Raw genomic sequence first — 23,178 nt, forward strand, 5'->3', positions numbered from 1 at the left:
TCGGACGGCGACGGCGCGGCGGCACCGTCGCCCGACGACGTGACCGGGGTCAGTCCCGGATCGTGGCCTCCATGGGCACACGGACGCCGCGCTCGGCGGCGACCTCGGCGGCGCGGGAGTAGCCGGCGTCGACGTGGCGGATGACGCCCATGCCCGGGTCGTTGGTGAGCAGCGCCTCGAGCTTGGCCGCGGCCAGCTCGGTGCCGTCGGCCAGGCCGACCTGGCCGGCGTGGATGGAGCGGCCGATGCCGACGCCGCCGCCGTGGTGGATCGACACCCAGGTGGCGCCGGAGGAGGTGGCGGTCAGCGCGTTGAGCAGCGGCCAGTCGGCGATCGCGTCGGAGCCGTCCAGCATGGACTCGGTCTCGCGGTACGGGGAGGCCACGGAGCCGGAGTCGAGGTGGTCGCGGCCGATCACGATCGGCGCCTTGACCTTGCCCTCGGCCACGAGCTGGTTGAAGAGCAGGCCGGCCTTGTGGCGCTCGCCGTAGCCCAGCCAGCAGATGCGGGCCGGCAGGCCCTCGAACTCCACGAACTCGGCGGCGCCGTCGAGCCAGCGGTGCAGGTGCTCGTTCTCGGGGAACAGCTCCTTCAGGGCCTCGTCGGTCACGCGGATGTCCTCCGGGTCGCCGGAGAGCGCGGCCCAGCGGAACGGGCCGAGGCCCTCGCAGAACAGCGGGCGGATGTAGGCCGGGACGAAGCCCGGGAACTCGAAGGCGCGGGAGTAGCCGGCCTTGCGGGCCTCGTCGCGGATGGAGTTGCCGTAGTCGAACACCTCGGCGCCGATGTCCTGGAAGCCGACCATGGCCTCGACCTGACGGGCCATGGACTCCTGGGCCTTCTTGGTGAAGGTCTCCGGGTCGCCCTCGGCCTCGGCCTGCCACTCGGCCTCGGCGATCTCCAGCGGCAGGTAGGACAGCGGGTCGTGCGCGGAGGTCTGGTCCGTGACGATGTCGATCTCGATCTCGCCGCGCTTCTGGCGCTCGAGCAGCTCGGGGAACACCTCGGCGGCGTTGCCCACGAGGCCCACGGAGACGGCCTCGCCGTCGCGCTTGGCCTGCATGACGCGCTCGACGGCCTGGTCGATGTCCGTCTCCACCTCGTGGAGGTAGCGCTTGCCCATGCGGCGGCGCAGGCGCTCCTCGGAGACGTCCACGATCAGGCAGACGCCGCCGTTGAGGGTGACGGCCAGGGGCTGGGCGCCGCCCATGCCGCCGCAGCCGCCGGTGAGGGTCAGGGTGCCCTTGAGGGTGCCGTCGTACTTCTTGCGGCCGATCGCGGCGAAGGTCTCGTACGTGCCCTGCAGGATGCCCTGCGTGGCGATGTAGATCCACGAGCCGGCGGTCATCTGGCCGTACATCATCAGGCCCTCGGCCTCGAGCCTGCGGAACTCCGGCCACGTGGCCCAGTCGCCCACGAGGTTGGAGTTGGCGATCAGCACGCGCGGGGCCCACGTGTTGGTGCGGAACACGCCCACCGGCTTGCCGGACTGCACCAGGAGGGTCTCGTCCTCCTCGAGGTCCTTGAGGGTCTCGACGATCGCGTCGAAGGCCTCCCACGAGCGGGCGGCGCGGCCGGTGCCGCCGTAGACCACGAGGTCCTCGGGACGCTCGGCGACCTCGGGGTCGAGGTTGTTCATGAGCATCCGCAGGGGCGCCTCGGTCTGCCAGGACTTGGCGGAGATCTCGGTGCCGCGCGGGGCGCGGATCGTGCGGGACGGGTCGTGCTGGGTGAAGCCCACGGCCATGGCAGTTCCTTTCGACGGGGTGCGTGCGCCGCCGGGACGGGTGGCCCCGGTGATTTCACGGATCGGCATGCACTTTCCGAACATTGAAACAGTGACGCGGCTCACGCGCAAGCCCGATCCGCGTGCCCCGCACCCGTTACGCTCCCTGTCATGACCACCACCCCCACCGCCTCGACGCGCACCGTGGACCGGGCCCTGGACCTGCTCGCCGCCGTCACCGAGCAGACCCGGCTGAGCCTGACCGAGGCCGCCCGCGCCACGGAGCTGCCGGCGTCCACGGCGCTGCGCCTGCTGCGCAGCCTGGAGGGCGCGGGCCTGGTGTCCAGGGACGGCGACGGCCTCTTCCACCCCGGCCCCAGGCTCATCCGCCTGGGGGCGCGCGCCTTCACCCGCGAGCCCCTCGTGGACCTCTCCCGCGCCCCGATGCGGGACGTCGTGGCCCGCACCGGCGAGTCGGTGTACCTGTCCGTGGCCGCCGGCCCGTCGGAGGCCGTGTACCTGGCCATCGAGGAGGGGACCCACTCCGTCCGGCACACCAACTGGGCCGGGCGCACCGTCCCCCTGGCGGGCACCGCCGTCGGCGAGGCGCTCAGCGGACACGTGGCCGCCGGGGCCTCGGTGCTGCGCACGGACACCGTGGAGGCGGACGTGACCGCACTGTCCTCCCCCGTGGTGGTGCACGGCACGCCCGTGGGCGCCCTCAGCACGCTCGTGCCCACCTACCGCTGCACCGACGAGCTCGCCGCCCGCTGCGGCGAAGCCCTTGTGGCCGCGACGGCGGAGATCGCCCACCGGCTCGGCGAGGGCTGAGGGGACGGCGCGCCGCCGGGGCCCGCACCCACGACGCCGTCGTCCCGCCCTGCCTGCCAGGGAACTCCCAGGCGGCTCCCCCGCTTCTTCCATCCCGCCTGCCTACGCTGGAGGCACCTCATCGAAGGTGCGAGTGATGACGGAGGAAGGCCCCGACCGGATCGGTCGGGGCCTTCGTGCTGGGGGGGCGGGCGGCGCGCCGGCGCCGGCCCGATCACCCGGTCAGCGGCGCGCGGAGGTGATGCCCGCCCACAGGCCGCCGAGGAGGCCGGCCAGCGGCAGGATCCAGAACACGTGCGCGCCCAGGGACAGGGCCACGGTGTTCGAGAAGACGAAGATGATGCCGACGGCGGCGAGGACGCCGCCGATCAGGCCGCCGATGGCGTAGCGCGCGGCGGAGCGGGCGGCGCCGCCCATCAGGATCACGATCAGGTAGCCGGCGGCAGCGGCCAGCGCGCCGCCCACCAGGCCGAAGAGCATGGACTGTATGGAGGCCACCCAGCCGCGGCCGGTCTCGCCCATCGCCACCGCGAACTGGTCCGCGTCGATATAGATGTCGCGCACGGGGACCTCGCCCGCCTCCGGGAACAGGAACAGGCGGCCGAGGACGAACGCGACCGTGAGGAGCGTCGCCACGATCATCACGCGGTTGGCGAAGCCCCAGCCGTCCACCGGACGAGTCGGCTCCACGGCCTCCGCCGGCACCACCGCGCGGCGCACAGGACGCTGCGGCTCCTGGTGGCCGGCACGGGTCTGGACGGCGTGCGCGCCGCGCGTGTCGATGATGCGCGGGGCGGCCTGCGCCGGGACGGCGCGGCGATCGGTCTGGGCGGCGTGGGCGCCGTGGGCCTCGGTGTTCATCTGGGTGCTCCCTCGGTTCCGCCCCGGGGCGGGGCGCGGTGCGTGGCGCCGGACGCCCGGGGCGCCCGTCGGTGATGGATCTGGCTCGATTCTAGGCGTCCGCGTCGGCGGGGCGGCAACGGTGACCGGTCCCGAACCCGGACGGCGGGTCAGATGTTCAGGGCCGCGTCGTCGTCGTGCCGGTCGCGGGAGGGCAGCGGGACGGCGAAGACGTCCGTGCGACGGTTGGCCAGCACCGGCAGGAACGCGCGGACCTCGTCGATGCGCTCGCGCGTGACGTCCGCGGTGACGAGGGCCTCCGCCTCGTCGGTGAGCTCGGCGACGGTCAGCGCGAGGGGGTCGATGACGGCCGAGTGCCCGACGGTGGCCTCCGAGCGCGTGTCCGCCGCGGCCACCCACACCGTGTTCTCCACGGCGCGGGCGCGCAGCAGGGTGCGCCAGTGGTCCACCTTGTGCTCGCCTGCGAACCACGCCGCGGGGATCGCCAGCACGTCGGCGCCGGCCGCGGCCAGGGCGCGGGAGACCTCGGGGAAGCGCAGGTCGTAGCAGGTCTGCAGGCCCACGCGGGTCCCGGCCACCTCCACCACCACGACGCCCCGGTCCCCCGGCGTGATCAGGTCCGACTCGCGGTGGTCGAACGCGTCGTAGAGGTGCAGCTTGCGGTAGGCGCCGATCACGGCGCCCTCGGCGTCCACGGCCACGAGCGTGTTGTAGGGCCGGTCGCCCACCGCGGGCTCGTAGCCGCCCGCCACGATCGCCAGCCCGTGGTGCCGCGCCAGGCGTGCCAGGCCCTCGGTGAACGGCTCCCACGCCCCCGTGACGGCGCCCGCGAAGTCCCCCTCGACCGCGCGGAAGGTGAACATCGTCTCCTCCGGGAGGACGAGCAGGTCCGCCCCCTCTCGGGCCGCACGGGCGGCCAGCCGGCCGACGACGACCAGGTTGTCCTCCACACGGCCGGTGGGCCCGAACTGTCCGACGCTGATCCTCATGCCCGCCAGCCTAGCCAGAGCCCCGGATTCGACGACGCTCCCCCCTGGTCAGGACGGACTCGAGGCCCCAAGCTGGAGGAGTGCCGCCGGCGCCAGCGCACCGTGTCCCCGACCGGTCCGCGCCCGGCGACAGACCCGGCCCGGCGCGGAACGCGCCCGGGCAGTCGAGACAGGAAGCAGCCATCCCATGAGCGCGAAGCAGCCCCCCATCCCCGGCACGCCCGGCCCGCAGACCCCCTCCCTCGAGGAGCCCACGCCGCAGACCGCGGGCGAGGCGCCCGTCGCCCCCGCCGCCCCGGACCAGTCCGGCCCGGCCACCGTGTCCCCCACGGGCCAGGCCACCGGCGCCGACCAGGCCGCCATGGCCCAGGGGTGCCCGTACCTGACCACCGCGCACGGCGTGCGGCTGGCGGACTCGGACCACTCCCTCAAGGCCGGCCGCCGCGGCCCGACCCTCCTGCAGGACCACCACCTGCGCGAGAAGATCAGCCACTTCGACCACGAGCGCATCCCCGAGCGCGTGGTCCACGCCCGCGGTGCAGGCGCCCACGGCGTGTTCCGCGGGTACGGCACCGCCGCCAAGATCACCCAGGCCGGCGTGTTCGCCAAGGACAAGGAGACCCCGGTCTTCGTGCGCTTCTCCACCGTGCTGGGCTCCCGCGGCTCCGCAGACCTGGCGCGCGACACCCGCGGCTTCGCCACGAAGTTCTACACGGACGAGGGCACGTGGGACCTGGTGGGCAACAACATCCCCGTGTTCTTCATCCAGGACGCCATCAAGTTCCCGGACGTCGTCCACGCCGCCAAGCCCCACCCGGACCGGGAGATCCCCCAGGCCCAGTCCGCGCACGACACGTTCTGGGACTTCGTGTCCCTGCACACCGAGGCGCAGCACCACACCATCTGGAACATGTCCGACCGCGGCATCCCGCGCTCGTACCGGACGATGGAGGGCTTCGGCGTCCACACCTTCCGCTTCATCGCGCCGGACGGCACGACGTCGCTGGTCAAGTTCCACTGGAAGCCCGTCCTCGGCGTGCACTCCGTGACGTGGGAGGAGGCGCTGGTCACCAACGGCGAGGACCCGGACTTCCACCGCCGCGACCTCGCCGACGCCATCGAGGCCGGCGCGTTCCCCGAGTGGGAGCTCGGCGTCCAGGTGTTCGAGGACAACGAGGAGCAGATGTTCCAGGGCATCGACCTGCTCGATCCCACCAAGCTGGTCCCCGAGGAGCTGGCCCCCGTGCAGCCGCTCGGCCGCATGACCCTGAACGCGAACCCCTCGAACTACTTCGCGGAGACCGAGCAGGTGGCCTTCAACCCGGCCAACCTGGTCCCGGGCATCGACGTCACCAACGACCCGCTGCTGCAGGGCCGCCTGTTCTCCTACCTGGACACCCAGCTCTCCCGCCTCGGCGGGCCGAACTGGACCCAGCTGCCGATCAACCGCCCGCACGCCCCGGTCAACGACATGCTGCGCGACGGCATGCACCAGACCGCCGTGCACCGCGGCGTGGCCCCGTACCGTCCCAACTCCCTCGACGGCGGCATGCCGTTCGAGACCCCGGCGGACGGACGCCCGTTCATCGACCACCCGCAGCCGATCGAGGCCTCGGCGGAGAAGGTGCGCGGCCACGCCGCCTCCTTCGACGACCACTTCTCCCAGGCCCGCCTCTTCTTCCTCTCCCTCTCCGAGGTGGAGCGCGAGCATGTGGCCCAGGCGTACACGTTCGAGCTCGCCAAGTGCTACGAGGAGACCATCCGCGTGCGCCAGCTGCGCGCCCTCGCCGCGATCGACGCCCGCCTGGCCAAGACCGTGGCGGACGGCCTGGGCCTCGAGGTCCCGGAGCCGGCCGAGGCGCCCGCGGACGTGCAGCCCTCGCCGGCGCTGTCCCAGATCGGGAAGACCTGGCCGGTGGACGGCCGCCAGGTCGGCCTCGTGGTGGGCCCGCAGGTGGACGAGAAGGAGCTCGGCGACGCCGTGCAGGGCTTCCACGACGCCGGCATGGTGCCGCTCGTGATCGCCCCCAAGGGCGGCCCTGTGGCCGGCGAGGTCGTGGCCCAGCGCGCCTACCTCACCGCCGCCTCGGTCGAGCTGGACGCCGTGGTGGTGCTCGGCGCCACCCCGCCCGCCCCGGACGCCCGGCACGGCCTGGACGCCAAGGCCGCCGCGGACGACCGGGACGCCGTGGACCCGCGCGTCGCCAAGCTGGTGCAGGAGGCCTGGCGCCACGCCAAGGCCGTCGTGGCCGTCGGCGAGGGCGCGACCGTGCTGGACGAGCTCGGCCTGACCGGCACCCCGGGCGTGCTCGCGGTGGACGGCGGCGCGGCCGCCGTCGCCCAGCTGAAGGAGCTCATGCCCGCGCACCGCGTGTGGGAGCGCTTCCCGACGACCGGCCGCCTGGCCGACTGACCCGGCTGCAGGACGAGGGGGCGGGGGCCGTGGGGTCCCCGCCCCCTCGGCATGCCCGCCCGCGCTCTCGAGCGTGGAGAGAGGGGAATGGCCGCTTCTGAACGCGATACAGCGCCCTCTTCACGCTCGAAAGCGACCGGGTGGGGCCGTGCCCTAGGGTGGCCCTCATCCGCGACCGCCCCGATCGCCATCACCCGAGGACACCACCATGAACGGCCCGCACCGCTCCCTCGCCTCCGCCGCTCGCGCCTCGCGCCCGTTGACGACGACGGCCCTCGCCGCCGGCGGCGCCGTCGCCCTCATCGGATGCTCCCTCATGGACGCGAACGTGCCCCGCGTGAGCCTCCAGGAGGCCGAGGGCGTCCGCTGGTTGAGCGCGGAGAGACCATGGGAGCAGCCCGAGGGGCAGTCGAGCGCGTCGGTTTCCGGTCCCCTGGGCCTTACCGCTCAGGGGTGCCTCGCCGTGCTGCCGGACCCTCAGGTGGCGGCCAGTGATCGGCGGCCGACGCTGATCGCCCTGCCCGAGGCGTCCGTCGTGCTCGAGAACGGGCGGGTGGTCGCCGTGGACACCGGCGGTGGCCGGATCGTCAAGGCCGACGTCGCCACCGGCTTCACCGGCGGCATGGTCCCCTCCGCGGACCTCCCCCGGGACGTGCGGGACGCCGTCGCCTCCTGCGGGGTGCGCGACGAGGTCCTCGTCCCCGGCCCCCTCGGCTGACGCCCGGGGGCGCACGCCCGTACCCACGTACTGGTGAGGACACACCGTCACGGTGCCCTGAATCGGGCGGTTGAGGGTGTGTCCTCACCAGGAAGCCGGCGCAGTGGCCGGGCTCAGTCCTCGATCAGGTCCCGGATCTGCACGACCTGGTCGCGGCCCGGGCCCACGCCGACGGCGGAGATGCGGCAACCGGAGAGGCGCTCGAGGGCCTTCAGGTACGTCTGCGCGTTCTCCGGCAGGTCCTCGAAGGTGCGGGCGCCGGAGATGTCCTCGGTCCAGCCGTCGAAGTGCTCGTAGATCGGCGTGGCGTGGTGGAACTCGGTCTGCGTCATGGGCATGCGCTCATGGCGCACGCCGTCCACGTCGTAGGCCACGCACACCGGGATCCTCTCGATCCCGGTCAGCACGTCCAGCTTGGTCACGAAGTAGTCCGTGAAGCCGTTGACGCGCGCGGCGTAGTGGGCCAGGACGGCGTCGTACCAGCCGGTGCGGCGCGGCCGGCCGGTGTTGACGCCGAACTCGCCGCCCGTGGCGCGCAGCTGCTCGCCCATCTCGTCGAACAGCTCGGTGGGGAACGGGCCGGCGCCCACGCGCGTGGTGTACGCCTTCACGATCCCGATGGTGCGGGAGAACCGGGTGGGGCCGATGCCCGCGCCCACGGACGCACCGCCGGCGGTCGGGTTCGACGACGTCACGAACGGGTAGGTGCCGTGGTCCACGTCCAGGAAGGTGGCCTGGCCGCCCTCCATGAGGACCACCTGACCCTCGTCGAGCGCGTCGTTCAGGAGGTTCACGGAGTCCACGACCATGGGGCGCAGGCGGTCGGCGAAGCCGAGGAAGTACTCCGCGACCTCGTCCACGGTGACGGCGCGGCGGTTGTAGAGCTTCACGAGGAGCTCGTTCTTCTGCTTCAGCGCCCCCTCGATCTTCTGGCGCAGGATGGACTCGTCGAAGATGTCCTGCACGCGGATGCCCAGGCGCGCCACCTTGTCCTGGTAGGTGGGGCCGATGCCGCGGCCGGTGGTGCCGATGGCCCGCTTGCCGAGGAATCGCTCGGTGACCTTGTCCATGGTCTGGTGGTACGGCGCCACGAGGTGCGCGTTCGCGGAGATCTTGAGGTTCGCGCACGAGTGGCCGCGGGACTCGAGCCCGTCGATCTCCTCGAACAGGGCCTCGAGGTTGATCACCACGCCGTTGCCGATGACCGGCACCGCGTTGGGGGACAGGATGCCGGCGGGCAGCAGCTTGAGCTCGAACTTCTCCCCGTTGACGACGACGGTGTGCCCGGCGTTGTTGCCGCCGTTCGGCTTCACCACGTAGTCCACCCGGCCGCCCAGCAGGTCGGTGGCCTTGCCCTTGCCCTCGTCGCCCCACTGGGCTCCGACGATCGCGATCGCTGGCATGCTGCATCTCTCCTCAGGGCCGCGGGTCGCCCCGGGCCGGCCCGTACATGGAAAACGCCCCCTTGCGGTGCGCACGGAGGCCGTACCCCCGAATCCTACCAGCGTGATGCGGACCACGCCGGAGGGGCGGTCAGGCGCTCCCCCGGGCCGCCCGCGCGGCCGCGGCCCGCTCGACGGCCTCGAGGTACGCGGTGCCCTTGGCGCAGCAGCCGCCCAGGCAGCAGTCCTCGTCGAGGTCGAAGTCCGCGGGGTCCGGCTCCTCGACGGGACCGCCGGACGCGGCGCGGTGCTCGGCCTGGATCCGCTCGGCGACCGCCCGCCAAGCGGGTGCGGCCTGACCGACGGCGTCGACCGCGGCGGGGTCCTCTGCGGAGCTCATGGAATCCTCCTTGTCGGCGGGAACGTGCACACAGCCAAGCACAGACGAAGGGCCCCGGATCTCTCCGGGGCCCTGCGCCTGTCATCACTCACACCTTCATCTCTCGCACCTCGATGAAGTGGTTCCCACCGTACGGAGCGCCTATGGGGAAACCAGGGGTGCCGCCTGGCAGTTTCCTGAACGCCCGGCCCAGCGCGGCGGGGCCCGTCATCCGCTCAGCCGAGCCGTCCGCCGGACTCCTCGAGGTAGCACGCGCCGCACAGGGACTCGTAGGTGACCTGCACGCCGTCGATGGCCACCTGGTCCCCCTCGAACACGAACCGGCGCGCCCCGGTGGCCGGGTCCGTGACCTGACGGGTGTTGAACAGGGCCTTGCGGCCGCAGCGGCAGATGGTCTTGAGCTCCTCGAGCGAGTGGGCGAGCTCCAGCAGCCGCCCCGACCCGGGGAAGGAGTGCGTCCGGAAGTCGGTGCGGATGCCGTAGGCCATCACCGGCACGCCCTCGAGCACGGCGATCCGCAGGAGGTCGTCCACCTGGGCCGGCTCGAGGAACTGGGCCTCATCCACCAGCAGGCACGCCACGGGCGGCACGGCCCCGTCCAGGTGGTCCACCAGGGCGTCGGGGTCCTCCGCGGCGGCGTGCCGGTGGAACAGCTCCACCACGTCCGCACCGGCGGGGATGAGGAAGTCCACGGCCCGGGTGACGCCGAGGCGGGAGACCACCTCGTCGTCGCCCTTGGTGTCCAGGGCAGGCTTGGCCAGGAGGACCCGCTGCCCGCGCTCCTCGTAGTTGAACGCGGCCTGCAGCAGGCCCGTGGACTTGCCGGAGTTCATGGCTCCGTAGCGGAAGTAGAGCTTGGCCACGGGAGGGGTGCGGGGGCTGCGCGCGGGCCCTCAGGCCTGCGCGGCCTCGATCTGCTCGGCGGCCGTGGGGTCGGAGTCCTTCAGGAAGGTGCGGATGCGCTCGACCTCCTCGGCCTCGCCGATCCCGGCGGCCGCGCGGCCCAGCGAGTAGAGGGAGCGCAAGAAGCCGCGGTTGGGCTCGTGGGACCACGGCACGGGCCCGGCGCCGCGCCAGCCGGCCTTCCGCAGCGCGTCCAGGCCGCGGTGGTAGCCCACGCGGGCGTACGCGTACGAGTCCACGGTGCGACCCTCGGACCAGGCGTCCTCGGCCATCAGCGCCCACACGAGGGAGGACTCCGGGGCCACGGGGACGACGTCCTCGGGCAGGTCGCCGGCGGCCAGGCGCGCGAGCACCTCGGGCTCCTCCGGCAGGAGGGTGGCAGGCGGCTCCATCAGGTTCCTGCCGACGAGGGACTCGGACATCGCTCACACCTCTTTCCTGCCCCGCGCGGGCGGGACGTGGGGGGGGGGGGGGGGGGGGGGGGGGGGGGGGACGCCGACGCGCGGCCGGCGGGGTTCGCGCCCGAGTCTAGCGAGCCGTCCGGGGCCGGGCCGGGGCGCCCCCAGGCACGTCCGGTACCGTGGTGCCCGCCTCCGTCCGGAGGCCGGAGGCCTCGCACCCGGGCGAGGACGCGATCCGAAGGAGTCTCCGCATGTCCCACCCCGTGCCCGCGCGTCGTCGCACCGCCCCGGTCCTCGGCGCCGTCGCCCTGGCCCTCGCGCTGACCGGCTGCGGCGGCGCAGGCGAGAGCACGCCCTCCTCCTCGGCCGCGCCCACCCCGGCGGCCGGTCCCTCGACGCCCGGCGTGGCGGCCACGGCCACCGGCGATCCCGAGAGCCCCGCCTCGCAGGCGGCCGCCCAGATCCGCGAGGCACGCGCCTCGGAGCGCGCCGAGGGCACCGAACGCCCCCAGCCCCGAGAGGCCCTGGAGACCGTGGGCCCCGGGGTGAGCGCGGGCGCCGCGAGCCAGGGATGGCAGAACGTGGCCTCGAGCCGCAACGACTCGGTGGCCGTCATGGACTGCACCCAGGACGTCCTGGACCAGGCCACGCTGGACGCCGTGGCCACGCACATCCCCGTGGCCAACCACATCGCCATCGTCCAGCTGTTCGCCTCCCGGGACGAGACCCACGAGTTCCTCACCTGCCAGTACCAGGGCTCGTCCTCCCGCGGCGAGGGCGCTCCGCTGGTGATGGTGCACTACCAGCACAACATCGACGGCTCCCGCCTGGACTGGTGTCAGGAGGAGCCCGCCGTGCGCGCGGACGAGTACTCCTTCGATCCCGCCACGGGCAAGGGCCTGCTCGCCCTCCTGCGTCCGGGCATGGTGGGCGGCTCGGACGGCGCCCCCCTGCTGCCGCAGCGCACGGGCTGGGCCTGCACCGAGGACGGCACGCAGCTGGTGTCCGTCACCTTCGGCTCCATGGAGGGCTACGGCCCCCAGAACGAGGGCCTGACCCAGGTGGAGAACTCCCCGGTGGCCAACAGCACCACCGTGGTCACCCAGGCCCGTGACCACCTCGCGGACACCGTGCTGAAGGACCCGGCCGCCTTCCAGGAGGTCATCTCCATCGCGTCCCCGTACTTCCTGAACGCGCAGATGGACGAGGAGACCCTGCAGGAGGCCCTCCGGATCCCCCCGGGCCTGGTGCCCGAGGAGATGCTCTCCGACCAGTCCACCATCGAGCGCCCCGAGGGCGCCCCGGAGCCGGTGGCCCCGGGCCAGCCCCCGCGCCCGTTCGTGGGCGCCGCGCGCGAGGCCGCCGAGTCCGCCGCGGCGGCCTCGGCCGCCGCCTCCGCGAGCGCCGCCTCGGCCTCCCCCTCGGAGGGCCGGGACGCCGACCCGGACGGCGCCGCGCCGGCGTCGAGCTCCCCGGCGCCCTCCCCCTCCCCGACGCGGGACTGACGACGCCGGCACCCGGGCCTGCCCGGTCCGGCACCGGGTCCTCCCGCGCACGACGACGGCCGGCCGCCTCCTGGAGGGAGGCGACCGGCCGCCGTCGTCGGTGCGGATCAGCCGCGGCGGATCACCGGACGGACTTGCCTGCGGAGCCGAGGTTCTGGGCGGCCAGGGCCACGCGGGCGGCCATGGACTCCTCGGCCTTGGCGCCCCACACGCGCGGGTCGTACAGCTTCTTGTCACCGACCTCGCCGTCCACCTTGAGGACGCCGTCGTAGTTCTGGAACATGTGCGCCGCCACGGGGCGGGTGTACGCGTACTGGGTGTCCGTGTCCACGTTCATCTTCACGACGCCGAAGCCCACCGCGTCGGCGATCTCCTGCTCGGAGGAGCCGGAGCCGCCGTGGAACACGAGGTCGAACGGACGCTTCTTGCCGAACCTCTCGCCCACGGCCTCCTGGATCTCCTGGAGGATCTCCGGACGCAGCTTCACGCCGCCCGGCTTGTACACGCCGTGCACGTTGCCGAACGTCAGCGCGGTCAGGTAGCGGCCCTGCTCGGAGGTGCCGAGCGCCTCCACGGTGGCGATGCCGTCCTCGATGGTGGTGTACAGCTTCTCGTTGATCTCGTGCGCGACGCCGTCCTCCTCGCCGCCGACCACGCCGATCTCGATCTCAAGCAGCTGCCTGTTCGCGTGGGTGCGGGCCAGGAGCTCCTTCGCGATCCGCAGGTTCTCCTCAAGGGTCTCGGCGGAGCCGTCCCACATGTGGGAGTTGAAGATCGGGTCGCGGCCGGCCTTCACCTCGGCCTCGGAGGCGTCCAGCAGCGGGCGGACGAAGTCGTCCAGCTTGTCCTTGGGGCAGTGGTCCGTGTGCAGGGCGATGTTCACGTCGTACTGCTTGGCGACCTCGCGGGCGAACGCGGCCATGGCCAGGGAGCCGACCACCATGTCCTTCTTCGCGGGGCCGGAGAAGTAGGCGGCGCCGCCGGTGGAGACCTGGATGATGCCGTCCGACTCCGCCTCGGCGAAGCCGCGGATGGCGGCGTTGAGGGTCTGCGACGAGGTGACGTTGATGGCCGGGTAGGCGTAGCCGCCGTCCTTGGCCGAGTCGATCATCTCCGCGTACTTGTCCGGGGTGGCGATGGGCATGGTGTGCTCCTTCACTCGTGAGGCGACGGGTTTCTCCAGCGGTCGGGCGGCACACTGCACACGCGCACAGCAGCGCCGCCGTGCTGTCCTCATCGTAGCCCTCGGCCCCCTGCGTGGCCCGGGCCCGCCGACGCCGGCCCGTGCGCTCCGGGGGCGGGGCTGGGATGCTGGGGGCGCCGACGCCGTCGGCACCGTCCGACCCCCACCCGAAGGAGCCCGCCATGCGCGCCGAGCAGGTCACCGATCCCCTCTGCTACCACGGGGAGGGCCCCGTGTGGGCCGAGTCCTGGGGCGGGCTGCGCTGGGTGGACATGCTGGCCGGGGACTACCTGTCCCTGCGCGCCGACGGCACCGTGGACCGCACCTCCGTGGACGAGCGCGTGTGCGCGGTGCTGCGCCCGCGCGTCGGGGGCGGGGCGGTGATCGCGGTGGAGCGCGGGTTCGTGCTCGAGGACGCGGACGGCACCCTGCACCGGCTGCCCCCGGTCTGGGAGGACCCGGACCTGCGCATGAACGAGGGCGGGTGCGACCCGGACGGCCGCTTCTACGCCGGCTCCATGGCCTACAGCAAGACGCCCGGGGCCGCGATGCTGCACCGCCTGGACCCCTCCGGCGAGGTGGACACGGTGCTGGAGGGCGTGACCACGTCCAACGGCCTGGCGTGGAGCCCGGACGGCTCGCGGGCCTACTACAACGACACCCCGACCCGGCAGGTAGCCGTGTTCGACTACTCCCGCGAGGAGGCCCTGACCCGCCGCCGCGTGCTCGTGGACGTCCTGGACGGCGAGGGCAAGCCGGACGGGCTCTGCGTGGACGCCGAGGGTGGGATCTGGGTGGCCGTGATCAGCCACGGGCAGATCCACCGCTACACGCCGGAGGGGCGGCTGGACGAGGTGGTCGAGGTGCCGGTGCAGAAGACGACGGCGTGCACGTTCGGCGGCGACGACCTCGGCACCCTCTACATCACCACCAGCTGGGAGAACATGGAGCGCGGCCAGGACCCGCTGGCCGGGTCGCTGTTCGCGGTGCGACCGGGCGTGACCGGCCTGCCGGCGCTGCCCTTCGCCGGCTGAGGCGGGGCGGGGCGGGGTACGCTCACGTCAGCCAGTGATGCAGATCACACTGCACCGCCCCGCTCACCTGCCGGAGGACCCCATGCCCCTCGCCGCACCGCACTCCCGCACCCGCCCTCGCACCCTGGCCGCCGCCGTCGTGAGTGCGGCCGCGCTGCTGCCGGCCCTGCTCGCCCCGGGGGCGACCGCGGTGGAGGCCGCGCCGCCGGCCCCCTCCGACCCGGAGGTGCAGGCCACCCTGGACGAGCTGGCCGAGGCGCCCACGCCCGCCGAGCAGGACGCCCGCGAGGAGGCCCTGACGGAGAACGCGCGCGCGGCCGCGGCGGATGACTTCTACGCCCCTCCGGCGCGCATCCCCGCCACGCCCGGCACGCTGATCCGCCAGGAGCCCTCCGCCTTCTACCTGGATCCGGTGGCCCTCGTGCAGGTCCCCGCGAGCGCGACCCGCATCATGTACTCCTCGCAGGACGCCCAGGGCGAGCCCATCGCCGTCACCGGCACGGTGCTGACCCCCACCGCTGCGTGGACCGGCGCGGGCGAGCGGCCCGGCACGTGGCGGGCGCCGACGTGACGGCGACCTCGCCCGTCGCCCTGGCCGGGTACTCGCAGGGCGGCGGCGCCTCGGCGGCCGCGGCCGAGCTCGCGGACGACTACGCCCCCGAGCTGGACGTGAAGGGCGCCTACGCCGGCGCCCCGCCCGCGGACCTGGTGCCGGTCGCCGACTCGCTGGAGGCCAGCCCCAACGCCGGCTTCCTGCTCTACGCGATGGGCGGGCAGCTCGCGGCCTACGACGTCGACCCGGCCGCCTACCTCAACGCCGCCGGCGAGGACGTGCTGGACCGCGCCGAGGTCAGCTGCACCACCGACGCCGGCCAGTTCGCCGGGCTGGACTCGGCCACGATCACCTCGAGCGGGCTGAGCTTCCCGCAGCTGGTGCGGACCGACCCGACCCTGGCGGGGATCCTGGCCGAGCAGCGCCTGGGGCAGCCGGGCCATGTGCCCGAGATGCCGGTGATGATCGCGCACTCCCTGACCGACGACGTCATCCCCTACTCCGTGGGCCGGGGCCTGGGCCTGCGGTGGTGCGCCCAGGGCGCGCGGGTGCGGTTCGACCCGGTGTTCACCCCCACCCACGTGGGCGGCTACCTGGCGGCGCAGCCGCGGGCGCAGTCCTTCCTGGACGCCGTGCTGCAGGACCGCTGGACGCCGGACTCCTGCGGCTGGTTCTGACGCACGGCATCGCGCAGGCGCCGCCGCCGCGCTCCGGGGGCGCGGCTGGCCCCGCGTGTCGGCGGACCGGCCCGTGTGACGCTCCCCCGCTCCCCGGAGTGGACTCCTCCGGTCCCCGCCGCGTCAGATGGTCCCACCACACCATCCCGAGCGGCCGAGAGACCTGGCTCCACGACGCCGCGGCAACCCCCCGCCCCCTCGCCTGAGCGAGGGGACGGGAACGGTGCTCCCGCCAGGACCGATGGAGGAGCGCATGCATCACCCTGCCACCCAGCAGATCCACGCGGGCTACGCGCCGGAGGGACCCCACCACCCGGTGGCCGTGCCCGTCCACCAGAGCACCGCCTACCGGTTCCCGGACCACGCCACCGCCGTGGCCCTCTTCCGCCAGGAGGCGCCCGGGTTCACCTACAGCCGGACGGGCAACCCCACCGTGGCCGCGTTCGAGGCCCGCCTCGCGGCCCTGGAGGGCGGCGTCGGCGCCGTCGGGACGGCCAGCGGGCAGTCCGCGGTGGCGCTGGCGCTGCTGGCCCTGCTCCCCGCCGGGACGCACCTGGTGGCCTCCAGCCAGCTCTACGGCGGGACGGTGGACCTGCTGACGGACACGTTCGGGGACCTGGGGATCGCGGTGACGTCCGTCGACCCCGCGGACCCCGGCGCCTGGACCGCGGCCGTCCGACCGGAGACCCGCGCCTTCTTCCTGGAGGCCGTCACGAACCCGCTGGCGACCCTGCCCGACCTGCCGGCGCTGGCGGACGCGGCCCACGCCGCCGGCGTCCCCGTGGTGGTGGACGCGACCCTCGCCACCCCGGCCCTGTACCGGCCGCTCGAGCACGGCGCGGACGTGGTGGTCCACTCGGCCACGAAGTTCCTGGGAGGGCACGGCGCGGCGCTCGGGGGAGCGATCGTGGACGGCGGCACGTTCGACTTCGGGGCGGACCCCGAGCGGTGGCCCCGGCTGGCGTGGCCCCAGGCCCGCTTCGGAGGGCGGTCCCTGGTGGAGCGCCACGGGCGCTCGGCCTACCTCGCCCTGGTGCGCGCCCGGTTCCTGCACGATCTGGGCCCGTCCCTGGCCCCCGCCAGCGCGGCGCACTTCCTCCAGGGACTGGAGACGCTCCAGCTGCGCATGGCCCGGCACACCGCGTCCGCGCTGACGGTGGCCGAGCACCTCGCCGCGCACCCCGCCGTGGCACGCGTGCACCACCCGGGGCTGCCGGGGCACCCGAGCGCCGGCCTCGCCGCCCGCGACTTCCCCCACGGCACGGGGTCCGTGTTCTCGTTCGACCTGGCCGCCGGCCCGGGCGCTGTGGGGCCGTTCCTCGACGCCCTCGCCCTGTTCCAGCTCGTGGCCAATGTGGGCGACGCGCGCTCGCTGGCGTGTCACCCGGCCACCATGACCCACTGTCGGCTGAGCCCGGAGCAGCGCGTGGCGGCGGGCATCGCCGAGACCACGATCCGCCTCTCCGTGGGGCTCGAGGACCCGGCGGACCTGATCGCCGACCTGGACCGGGCCCTCGCCGTGGCGGCCGGCCCCGTGGCCGCCTCCGCCGCGCCCGTCGCGGCGGCCGGGGCGGTGCGCTGAGATGGCCGCGCCCGACGTCGTCGCCCCGCCGCGCGCCCGCGGCTTCACCACGACCGCGGTGCACGCCGGCCAGGAGCCGGACCCCCTCACGGGGGCGGTGGTGCCGCCGATCTACCAGACCAGCACGTTCGTGCAGGACGGCGTGAACGTCCTGCGTGCCGGTCACGAGTACAGCCGCGGGTCCAACCCCACCCGCACCGGCCTCGAGACGCAGCTGGCGGCCCTGGAGGGCGGGCACCGCGCCTTCGCGTTCGCCTCCGGGCTCGCGGCGGAGGACGCGCTGCTGCGGGCCGTGCTGCGCCCGGGGGACCACATCGTGCTCGGCGCGGACGGCTACGGCGGCACGAACCGCCTGGTGAACACGGTGTTCGGCGCGTGGGGCGTGGAGAACACCCCCGTGGACATCACCGACCCGGCGGCGATCGCGGCCGCGGTGCGCCCCGGCGTCACGGCGGTCCTGTGGGTGGAGACGCCGTCCAACCCGCTGCTGAACATCGCGGACCTCACGGCCTGGGCGGAGATCGCCCACGCCGCCGGGGCGCTGCTGGTGGTGGACAACACGTTCGCCTCGCCGTACCTGCAGCGGCCCCTGGCCCTGGGGGCGGACGCGGTGGTGCACTCCACCACCAAGTACATCGGCGGGCACTCGGACGTGCTCGGCGGCGCGGTGGTGGTGGCCGACCGGGGGCACCGCGGCGTCCCGCTGGAGGAGTCCGTGGGCCACCAGCAGTTCGCCGCGGGCGCCGTGGCCGGACCGCAGGACTCCTACCTGGCGGCCCGCGGGCTCAAGACCCTGAGCCTGCGCATGGACCGGCACCAGGCGAACGCCGCCCGGCTGGCCGAGTGGCTCCAGGGACGGCCCGAGATCGCCCGGGTGCTCTACCCGGGGCTGCCCGACCACCCGGGCCACGCGCTGGCGGCCCGGCAGATGGACGGCTTCGGCGGCGTCGTCTCCGTGCGGCTGGCCGGCGGCGAGCCGGCGGCGCGCGCCTTCGCGGAGGCCACCGAGCTGTTCGCGCTGTCCGTCAGCCTCGGCGGCGTCGAGTCCCTGATCTGCCACTCGTGCGAGATGACCCACGCCTCCGTGCGGGGCACGCCCCTGGCGGTCCCCCGCGACCTGGTCCGCCTCTCCGTCGGCATCGAGGACGTCGCCGACCTCGAGGCGGACCTGGCGGCCGCGCTCGAGCGCGCCGCGCGTCGCTGACGCCTCGCCCCCCTGCCCCTGCCCCCCTCCCCCGATGAGGACCCCATGACCCGGACCCCCGTCCCGGACGCCGTCGCGTTCGAGATCACCACGACCCCCTTCGACGAGCGCTACCGCCCCTCGGCCACCTCCCGCAGCACCACGAACTTCGCCAACCTCGCCCGCGGGGAGGACCGCGAGGAGAACCTGCGGGCCGTGCTCGCGATGATCGACCGCCGCTTCGACGAGCTGACCCGCGGGGACGCCCCGCCCTCGGACCGGCACCGGGTGACGCTGGAGATCGTCTCCGCGGACCTGTGCTTCACGGCCGACGGCGAGGACGTGCGGTTCCCGATGTTCGAGATGCTCGCCTCCCGGGTCCACGACGCCGTCACCGGCTCGAACGTGGAGGGGGTCGTGGGCCACAACTTCTCCTCCTACCTGCGCGACCACGACTTCAGCGTGCTCCTGCCCCGGCACACGGCCAGCGGCGCGCCGGGCGATGTCCCGGACGGGTTCGGCGAGCTCCACGGCGCGCTGTTCCGGCGCCTCCTGGAGTCCGAGGCGTACCGCTCCCGCTTCACCACGGACCCGGTGATCTGCCTCAGCGTCTCCACCAGCCGCACCTACACCCGGGGCACGCACCGCCACCCCGTCCTGGGGGTCGAGTACCACCAGGACGCCCCCTCCCGCACCGACGACTACTTCGCCCGGATGGGGCTGTCCGTGCGGCACTTCATGCCGGACGGCGCCGTCGCCCCGCTCTCCCTGTACCACTCCGGCGACCTGGAGACCCGGCACACCGACGTCGCGCTGGCCAGCCTGATCGCCACGATGGAGACGTTCCAGCGGATCTACCGGCCGGAGATCTACCACGCCACCACGCCCGCCGGGGCCACGTTCCGCCCGAGCCTGGAGAACCCGGACCACACGGTCCCCCCGATCTCCTACGACCGCGTGGAGCGCACGGACCTGGCCCGTGAGCAAGGCCGGTACGCCGAGGAGCACCTGATGACCCCCCACGCGGACCTGCTGCGGCAGTGGGCCGCGGCCGCGCCATCGACCGATCGAGAGGACACCCGATGACCACGCTCCTGCCCACCACCCTCGTCGGCAGCCTGCCCAAGCCCTCCTGGCTCGCCCAGGAGGAGTCCCTGTGGGCGCCCTGGAAGCTCAGCGGGGACGAGCTGCAGGAGGGGCGGCACGACGCCCTCGCCCTGGCCGTGGCGGACCAGCTGCGGGCCGGCGTGGACCTCGTGTGCGACGGCGAGCAGACCCGCCGCCACTTCGTCACCACGTTCATCGAGCACCTCGGGGGCGTCGACTTCGAGCGCCGCGAGACGGTGCGCATCCGCGACCGCTACGACGCGGATGTGCCCACCGTCGTCGACGCCGTGCACCGCGAGCGGCCCGTGTTCGTCGAGGACGCGAAGGTCCTGCGCGGCCTCACCGACCGGCCCGTGAAGTGGACCCTGCCCGGCCCGATGACCATGATCGACACGCTGGCCGACCGCCACTACGGCAGCCGCGAGGAGCTGGCCTGGGAGTTCGCCGCGATCCTCAACGCGGAGGCCCGTGAGCTCGAGGCTGCGGGCGTGGACGTGATCCAGTTCGACGAGCCGGCGTTCAACGTGTTCGCCGACGACGTCCGGGCCTGGGGCGTGGCCGCCCTCGAGCGCGCCGCCGAGGGGCTGGGCTGCACGACGGCCGTGCACATCTGCTACGGCTACGGCATCGAGGCCAACACCGCGTGGAAGGCGACGCTGGGCGAGGAGTGGCGGCAGTACGAGGACGTGTTCCCGCTGCTCCAGCGCTCCTCGATCGACATGGTCTCCCTCGAGCGGCACAACTCGCGCGTGCCCGCCGAGCTGATCGGCCTGCTGCGCGGCAAGACCGTGATGGTCGGGGCGATCGACGTGGCCTCCCGGACGGTGGAGACGCCGCAGGAGGTGGCGGCCACGCTGCGCGAGGCCCTCGAGCACGTGGACCCGGACCGGCTGGTGGCGAGCACGAACTGCGGCATGGCGCCGCTGCCGCGCGCGCTGGCCCGCGCCAAGACCGAGGCGCTGGTGCAGGGCGCGCGGATCGTGCGGGAGGAACTGGCCTGAGGCCGGTCCCGGGCCCGGCGCCGGCTCACGCGGTCGGCGTCGGGCCCCCGTGCTGGCGGACCCAGGCGTGCATCGCGATCCCGGCGGCCACCCCGGCGTTGATCGAGCGCGTGGAGCCGTACTGGGCGATGGACAGCACGGCCTGGCTCGCGGCGCGGACCTCCTCGGACAGGCCCGGGCCCTCCTGGCCGAACACGAGCACGCAGGAGCTCGGAGGTTCGGTGGTCTCGAACGAGGTCGCCATCGTCCGGGCCAAGACTCTCACCCCCGCGGAAGACCCTCCCACCGTGAGGCGGCGAGGTGCCCTGCCGCGGCCAGCAGAAGCACCACCGACAGCACCCCCAGAGCCACGTCCGCCGCCAAGACCACGAGCGCCAGGCCGATGTCTCCGGAGGCTGCGTGACCTGCGACGACGGCCACCAGACGCCCGACGGCGACGAGAGTGAGGACCACCAGGACGGAGGCCACGATCACAGACCGGCGAGCCCAGGTCAGACTGAGCGACGGAGCCACCACAGCCGCCACCGCCACGGTGACGTCAAGGGCCAGCACGTGGTCGTTCCAGGCCCTTTCCAGAGCTCGGCGCGGCACCAGACCGGCGTCCACGGCCAGCGGCAGCGCCACGAGCAGCACGGTGGCCATCAGGCCCACCATCTGCCATGGGCGGGATGACATGAGCCGACGCAGCACCCGAGTGGAATCAGCGACCATTCCACGTGTCCGTCTTGTAGGCGATGGCAGCCTTGTATATCAAGGCGAACTCGGAGCAGGGAGTGACTGCAGCATCCCCGGCATAGTACCAGCGGCAATTGTATTGCATTCGCGTGATCAGAATGGCATCTGCAGACCTGCGCGCCGACCGCTTCGCGTCCAAGGTTCTGCTGAGCGCCCTGATTCTCTCGATATCCGTGTCATGGTAGGCGCAGGGGCCGCGGAAATCGGCCCTTCCCCACGAGTCGGGTGAATACGAGAAATAATCGTGGAGGGTTCGGTCGCGACACCCGATATATGGACAGTGGGTGTAGCCGCGCGGCACCGTGACAGGCCCCGCCAGCGCCACACGTGAGGACTCGTCTACAGCCTTCTCGACCAGGCCCGCAGACTCTTTCGCGCTGAGGTTGTCCAACGCGGCAGCCTGGACATGGGAGGCACCTTCGCCCACCACTCCGCCGACCAGCACTTTCCCATCGACGTCAGGGGCCGTGACGATCACTCCTTCATGGGTGACCTCGACAGAGTAGGACACCGCCTCCCGGGAGACGTCGTTCAGGACCGGGCGGAATTCTCGGGAGCCTTCCTCACAGGTGAACGCCGATCCCGTGGCAGGAGAGCATCCGTGTGGGGCCCTGAAGAGAATCCTCAGTCCCTCACCGGAAGGAATGACCTCATGGACTGGATAGATGAACAGAGCGTCCTCGGCCGCCCCGCCAGAGACGTCTTCCAGTACCGCATCGTATCCACGTGAAATGGAAATGGCCCCCGCTGAAGGCGCCAGCCAGAGAGTCACCAGGACTCCCGCAACCCATCCTGCCACCGATTTTCTCGTCTGCATTTCTTCCCCACTCCGAGCTGCCCCGCGCCCGCGACGAGACAATGAGTGGAAGCTACGCTTGGAAGGCGTGACCGTCAATGACCTGTCTGAGCGGCGTGCTGGCGGACCCAGGCGTGCATCGCGATCCCGGCGGCCACCCCGGCGTTGATCGAGCGCGTGGAGCCGTACTGGGCGATGGACAGCACGGCCTGGCTCGCGGCGCGGACCTCCTCGGACAGGCCCGGGCCCTCCTGGCCGAACACGAGCACGCACGCGCGTGGGAAGGCGAACGTCTCCACCGGCACGGACTCGGGGAACAGATCCACGCCGAGCACGGGCAGCCCCGCCTCCGCCGCCCACGCGGTGAAGTCCTCCACCGCCTCGTGATGGCGCACGTGCAGGTAGCGGTCGGTGACCATGGCCCCGCGCCGGTTCCAGCGCCGCCGCCCGATGATGTGCACCCCGGCGGCGTTGAACGCGTTGGCGGTGCGCACGACGGTGCCGATGTTCAGGTCGTGCTGCCAGTTCTCGATGGCCACGTGGAACGGGTGCCGCGTGCGGTCCAGGTCCGCGACGATCGCCTCGAGCGACCAGTACCGGTACCGGTCGGCCACGTTGCGGCGGTCGCCGTCGCGCAGCAGGTCCGGGTCGTACCGGTCGTCCCGCGGCCACGGGCCCTCCCACGGCCCCACCCCGACCACGCGCCCGGCCGCCCCGCCCTCGGAGGGCGGGGCGGCGTCGTCGTGGGGGCCGGCGGCGGGCTCGCTCAGCGGCGGCCGTCCTTGGTGTCGACGGCGGCCCAGGACGCGCCCGCGGAGGCGGCGGCGACGGACAGGACCGCCGGCCACGCGCCGATCTTCTTGGCCAGCGGGTGGGAGGCGCCGAAGCCGCCCAGGTACAGGGCGCCGAGGGCGCCGGCGACGCCGGGGCCGCCCTTGGCCAGCCACGTGCGGCCCGCGTACAGGCCGGCCGCGCCGAGGACGACGCCGCCGAGCGGGCGGATGCCGGTCTCGCGGGCGGTGAGGTAGCCGCCGACCAGGCCGAGGGCGGCGATCGGGGCGGTGGTGACGGCCTCGGCGGGCAGGAGGGTCTTGCCGTCGCGGACGGGCGTGCTCGAGTTCGTGTTCATGCCTCCACGCTACGGCGGGATGCTGGGAGATGTCCGCGTCGGTCGACGGTGTCACCGCGGGGCAGAATG

General features: G+C 73.4%; 23 protein-coding genes and 1 pseudogene. 11 read left to right on the plus strand and 13 right to left on the minus strand.

Translation table 11 applies throughout. The annotated features are described in order from the left end of the window. Positions 1-49: 49 nt before the first annotated feature. Entirely contained in the window at positions 50-1,747 is a 1,698-nt protein-coding gene (hutU, locus tag BJ976_RS10035) for a urocanate hydratase (RefSeq protein ID WP_135030226.1), read from the minus strand. Positions 1,748-1,897: 150 nt separating this feature from the next. Between hutU and BJ976_RS10040 the strand changes: the two genes are divergently transcribed. After that, complete coding sequence (locus tag BJ976_RS10040; RefSeq protein ID WP_135030189.1) at positions 1,898-2,557, plus strand: IclR family transcriptional regulator; 660 nt, start codon at positions 1,898-1,900, stop codon at positions 2,555-2,557. A 222-nt stretch (positions 2,558-2,779) separates the two neighbouring features. Here BJ976_RS10040 and BJ976_RS10045 read toward each other — a convergent pair whose 3' ends face one another. Together BJ976_RS10045 and BJ976_RS10050 are read right to left on the minus strand one after the other, a co-directional pair. Further along, positions 2,780-3,418, minus strand: coding sequence for a hypothetical protein (locus BJ976_RS10045; RefSeq protein WP_229667463.1), 639 nt, complete (start codon positions 3,416-3,418; stop codon positions 2,780-2,782). A gap of 149 nt (positions 3,419-3,567) precedes the next feature. After that, a complete protein-coding gene (locus BJ976_RS10050; protein WP_135030188.1) occupies positions 3,568-4,407 on the minus strand; it encodes a carbon-nitrogen hydrolase family protein in 840 nt (279 codons plus the stop codon). A gap of 187 nt (positions 4,408-4,594) precedes the next feature. On the opposite strand from BJ976_RS10050, the gene BJ976_RS10055 reads away from it, so the two are divergent. Together BJ976_RS10055 and BJ976_RS10060 are read left to right on the plus strand one after the other, a co-directional pair. Beyond that, positions 4,595-6,820 carry a catalase gene (locus tag BJ976_RS10055; protein ID WP_135030187.1) on the plus strand — a complete coding sequence of 742 codons (2,226 nt, stop codon included), beginning with the start codon at positions 4,595-4,597 and terminating at the stop codon, positions 6,818-6,820. 208 nt (positions 6,821-7,028) lie between these two features. Continuing rightward, complete coding sequence (locus BJ976_RS10060; protein WP_135030186.1) at positions 7,029-7,538, plus strand: hypothetical protein; 510 nt, start codon at positions 7,029-7,031, stop codon at positions 7,536-7,538. A 113-nt stretch (positions 7,539-7,651) separates the two neighbouring features. On the opposite strand, the gene BJ976_RS10065 is transcribed toward BJ976_RS10060, so the two are convergent. The 4 genes from BJ976_RS10065 to BJ976_RS10080 all read right to left on the minus strand — a co-directional run bounded on the left by BJ976_RS10065 (position 7,652) and on the right by BJ976_RS10080 (position 10,645). Next, positions 7,652-8,941 carry an adenylosuccinate synthase gene (locus BJ976_RS10065; protein WP_135030185.1) on the minus strand — a complete coding sequence of 430 codons (1,290 nt, stop codon included), beginning with the start codon at positions 8,939-8,941 and terminating at the stop codon, positions 7,652-7,654. Between the two features lie 130 nt (positions 8,942-9,071). Further along, positions 9,072-9,320: a hypothetical protein gene (locus tag BJ976_RS10070; protein WP_135030184.1), complete on the minus strand. Its 249-nt coding sequence runs from the start codon at positions 9,318-9,320 to the stop codon at positions 9,072-9,074. 215 nt (positions 9,321-9,535) lie between these two features. Continuing rightward, positions 9,536-10,183: a thymidine kinase gene (locus tag BJ976_RS10075; RefSeq protein WP_135030183.1), complete on the minus strand. Its 648-nt coding sequence runs from the start codon at positions 10,181-10,183 to the stop codon at positions 9,536-9,538. 30 nt (positions 10,184-10,213) lie between these two features. Further along, a complete protein-coding gene (locus BJ976_RS10080) occupies positions 10,214-10,645 on the minus strand; it encodes a DUF3151 domain-containing protein (RefSeq protein WP_135030182.1) in 432 nt (143 codons plus the stop codon). A gap of 230 nt (positions 10,646-10,875) precedes the next feature. Between BJ976_RS10080 and BJ976_RS10085 the strand changes: the two genes are divergently transcribed. Then, positions 10,876-12,129, plus strand: coding sequence for a hypothetical protein (locus tag BJ976_RS10085; RefSeq protein ID WP_135030181.1), 1,254 nt, complete (start codon positions 10,876-10,878; stop codon positions 12,127-12,129). A 121-nt stretch (positions 12,130-12,250) separates the two neighbouring features. Here the strand turns inward: BJ976_RS10085 and fbaA are convergent, their stop codons facing one another. Further along, the gene (gene fbaA / locus BJ976_RS10090; RefSeq protein WP_135030180.1) at positions 12,251-13,273 is read right to left on the minus strand and encodes a class II fructose-bisphosphate aldolase; all 1,023 of its coding nucleotides are present in this window, start codon (positions 13,271-13,273) and stop codon (positions 12,251-12,253) included. Positions 13,274-13,494: 221 nt separating this feature from the next. Between fbaA and BJ976_RS10095 the strand changes: the two genes are divergently transcribed. The 7 genes from BJ976_RS10095 to BJ976_RS10120 all read left to right on the plus strand — a co-directional run bounded on the left by BJ976_RS10095 (position 13,495) and on the right by BJ976_RS10120 (position 20,449). Beyond that, entirely contained in the window at positions 13,495-14,346 is an 852-nt protein-coding gene (locus BJ976_RS10095; protein ID WP_135030179.1) for an SMP-30/gluconolactonase/LRE family protein, read from the plus strand. 37 nt (positions 14,347-14,383) lie between these two features. Continuing rightward, positions 14,384-14,917: a hypothetical protein gene (locus BJ976_RS12085; RefSeq protein WP_229667462.1), complete on the plus strand. Its 534-nt coding sequence runs from the start codon at positions 14,384-14,386 to the stop codon at positions 14,915-14,917. After that, positions 14,899-15,576 (plus strand): lipase family protein, encoded by a 678-nt coding sequence (locus BJ976_RS12090; RefSeq protein WP_239286763.1) that lies wholly within the window; start codon positions 14,899-14,901, stop codon positions 15,574-15,576. The genes BJ976_RS12085 and BJ976_RS12090 overlap by 19 nt, the downstream gene beginning before the upstream one ends. 253 nt (positions 15,577-15,829) lie before the next feature. Continuing rightward, entirely contained in the window at positions 15,830-17,158 is a 1,329-nt protein-coding gene (locus BJ976_RS10105) for an O-acetylhomoserine aminocarboxypropyltransferase/cysteine synthase family protein (protein ID WP_135030178.1), read from the plus strand. Between the two features lies 1 nt (position 17,159). Then, positions 17,160-18,362, plus strand: a complete 1,203-nt coding sequence (locus BJ976_RS10110) for a cystathionine gamma-synthase (RefSeq protein ID WP_135030177.1) — start codon at positions 17,160-17,162, stop codon at positions 18,360-18,362. A 45-nt stretch (positions 18,363-18,407) separates the two neighbouring features. Further along, the gene (locus BJ976_RS10115) at positions 18,408-19,427 is read left to right on the plus strand and encodes a putative oxygenase MesX (RefSeq protein ID WP_135030176.1); all 1,020 of its coding nucleotides are present in this window, start codon (positions 18,408-18,410) and stop codon (positions 19,425-19,427) included. Continuing rightward, positions 19,424-20,449 (plus strand): methionine synthase, encoded by a 1,026-nt coding sequence (locus BJ976_RS10120; RefSeq protein ID WP_135030175.1) that lies wholly within the window; start codon positions 19,424-19,426, stop codon positions 20,447-20,449. Before BJ976_RS10115 ends, BJ976_RS10120 begins: the two co-directional genes overlap by 4 nt. Before the next feature lie 25 nt (positions 20,450-20,474). On the opposite strand, the pseudogene BJ976_RS10125 reads toward BJ976_RS10120, so the two are convergent. From BJ976_RS10125 to BJ976_RS10145, 5 genes and pseudogenes are all read right to left on the minus strand, one after another. Beyond that, positions 20,475-20,678, minus strand: a pseudogene (locus BJ976_RS10125) (TrmH family RNA methyltransferase); the annotation flags it as partial. Between the two features lie 32 nt (positions 20,679-20,710). Next, the gene (locus BJ976_RS10130) at positions 20,711-21,124 is read right to left on the minus strand and encodes a hypothetical protein (protein WP_135030174.1); all 414 of its coding nucleotides are present in this window, start codon (positions 21,122-21,124) and stop codon (positions 20,711-20,713) included. A gap of 25 nt (positions 21,125-21,149) precedes the next feature. Continuing rightward, on the minus strand, positions 21,150-21,956 hold the full coding sequence (locus BJ976_RS10135) for a hypothetical protein (RefSeq protein WP_135030173.1): 807 nt from the start codon (positions 21,954-21,956) through the stop codon (positions 21,150-21,152). A 119-nt stretch (positions 21,957-22,075) separates the two neighbouring features. Next, positions 22,076-22,783 (minus strand): TrmH family RNA methyltransferase, encoded by a 708-nt coding sequence (locus BJ976_RS10140; RefSeq protein WP_135030223.1) that lies wholly within the window; start codon positions 22,781-22,783, stop codon positions 22,076-22,078. Beyond that, positions 22,747-23,109, minus strand: a complete 363-nt coding sequence (locus tag BJ976_RS10145) for a hypothetical protein (RefSeq protein ID WP_135030172.1) — start codon at positions 23,107-23,109, stop codon at positions 22,747-22,749. Before BJ976_RS10145 ends, BJ976_RS10140 begins: the two co-directional genes overlap by 37 nt. Positions 23,110-23,178 lie beyond the last annotated feature (69 nt).

Source organism: Micrococcus flavus (assembly GCF_014204815.1).
Classification (GTDB): Bacteria; Actinomycetota; Actinomycetes; order Actinomycetales; family Micrococcaceae; genus Micrococcus; species Micrococcus flavus.

Coding starts and splice junctions, on each gene's coding strand:
- hutU (WP_135030226.1), bottom strand. CDS start 1,747: ATGGCCGTGGGCTTCACCCAGCACGACCCGTCCCGCACGATCCGCGCC.
- BJ976_RS10040 (WP_135030189.1), top strand. CDS start 1,898: ATGACCACCACCCCCACCGCCTCGACGCGCACCGTGGACCGGGCCCTG.
- BJ976_RS10045 (WP_229667463.1), bottom strand. CDS start 3,418: ATGAACACCGAGGCCCACGGCGCCCACGCCGCCCAGACCGATCGCCGC.
- BJ976_RS10050 (WP_135030188.1), bottom strand. CDS start 4,407: ATGAGGATCAGCGTCGGACAGTTCGGGCCCACCGGCCGTGTGGAGGAC.
- BJ976_RS10055 (WP_135030187.1), top strand. CDS start 4,595: ATGAGCGCGAAGCAGCCCCCCATCCCCGGCACGCCCGGCCCGCAGACC.
- BJ976_RS10060 (WP_135030186.1), top strand. CDS start 7,029: ATGAACGGCCCGCACCGCTCCCTCGCCTCCGCCGCTCGCGCCTCGCGC.
- BJ976_RS10065 (WP_135030185.1), bottom strand. CDS start 8,941: ATGCCAGCGATCGCGATCGTCGGAGCCCAGTGGGGCGACGAGGGCAAG.
- BJ976_RS10070 (WP_135030184.1), bottom strand. CDS start 9,320: ATGAGCTCCGCAGAGGACCCCGCCGCGGTCGACGCCGTCGGTCAGGCC.
- BJ976_RS10080 (WP_135030182.1), bottom strand. CDS start 10,645: ATGTCCGAGTCCCTCGTCGGCAGGAACCTGATGGAGCCGCCTGCCACC.
- BJ976_RS10085 (WP_135030181.1), top strand. CDS start 10,876: ATGTCCCACCCCGTGCCCGCGCGTCGTCGCACCGCCCCGGTCCTCGGC.
- fbaA (WP_135030180.1), bottom strand. CDS start 13,273: ATGCCCATCGCCACCCCGGACAAGTACGCGGAGATGATCGACTCGGCC.
- BJ976_RS10095 (WP_135030179.1), top strand. CDS start 13,495: ATGCGCGCCGAGCAGGTCACCGATCCCCTCTGCTACCACGGGGAGGGC.
- BJ976_RS12085 (WP_229667462.1), top strand. CDS start 14,384: ATGCAGATCACACTGCACCGCCCCGCTCACCTGCCGGAGGACCCCATG.
- BJ976_RS10105 (WP_135030178.1), top strand. CDS start 15,830: ATGCATCACCCTGCCACCCAGCAGATCCACGCGGGCTACGCGCCGGAG.
- BJ976_RS10110 (WP_135030177.1), top strand. CDS start 17,160: ATGGCCGCGCCCGACGTCGTCGCCCCGCCGCGCGCCCGCGGCTTCACC.
- BJ976_RS10115 (WP_135030176.1), top strand. CDS start 18,408: ATGACCCGGACCCCCGTCCCGGACGCCGTCGCGTTCGAGATCACCACG.
- BJ976_RS10120 (WP_135030175.1), top strand. CDS start 19,424: ATGACCACGCTCCTGCCCACCACCCTCGTCGGCAGCCTGCCCAAGCCC.
- BJ976_RS10130 (WP_135030174.1), bottom strand. CDS start 21,124: ATGTCATCCCGCCCATGGCAGATGGTGGGCCTGATGGCCACCGTGCTG.
- BJ976_RS10145 (WP_135030172.1), bottom strand. CDS start 23,109: ATGAACACGAACTCGAGCACGCCCGTCCGCGACGGCAAGACCCTCCTG.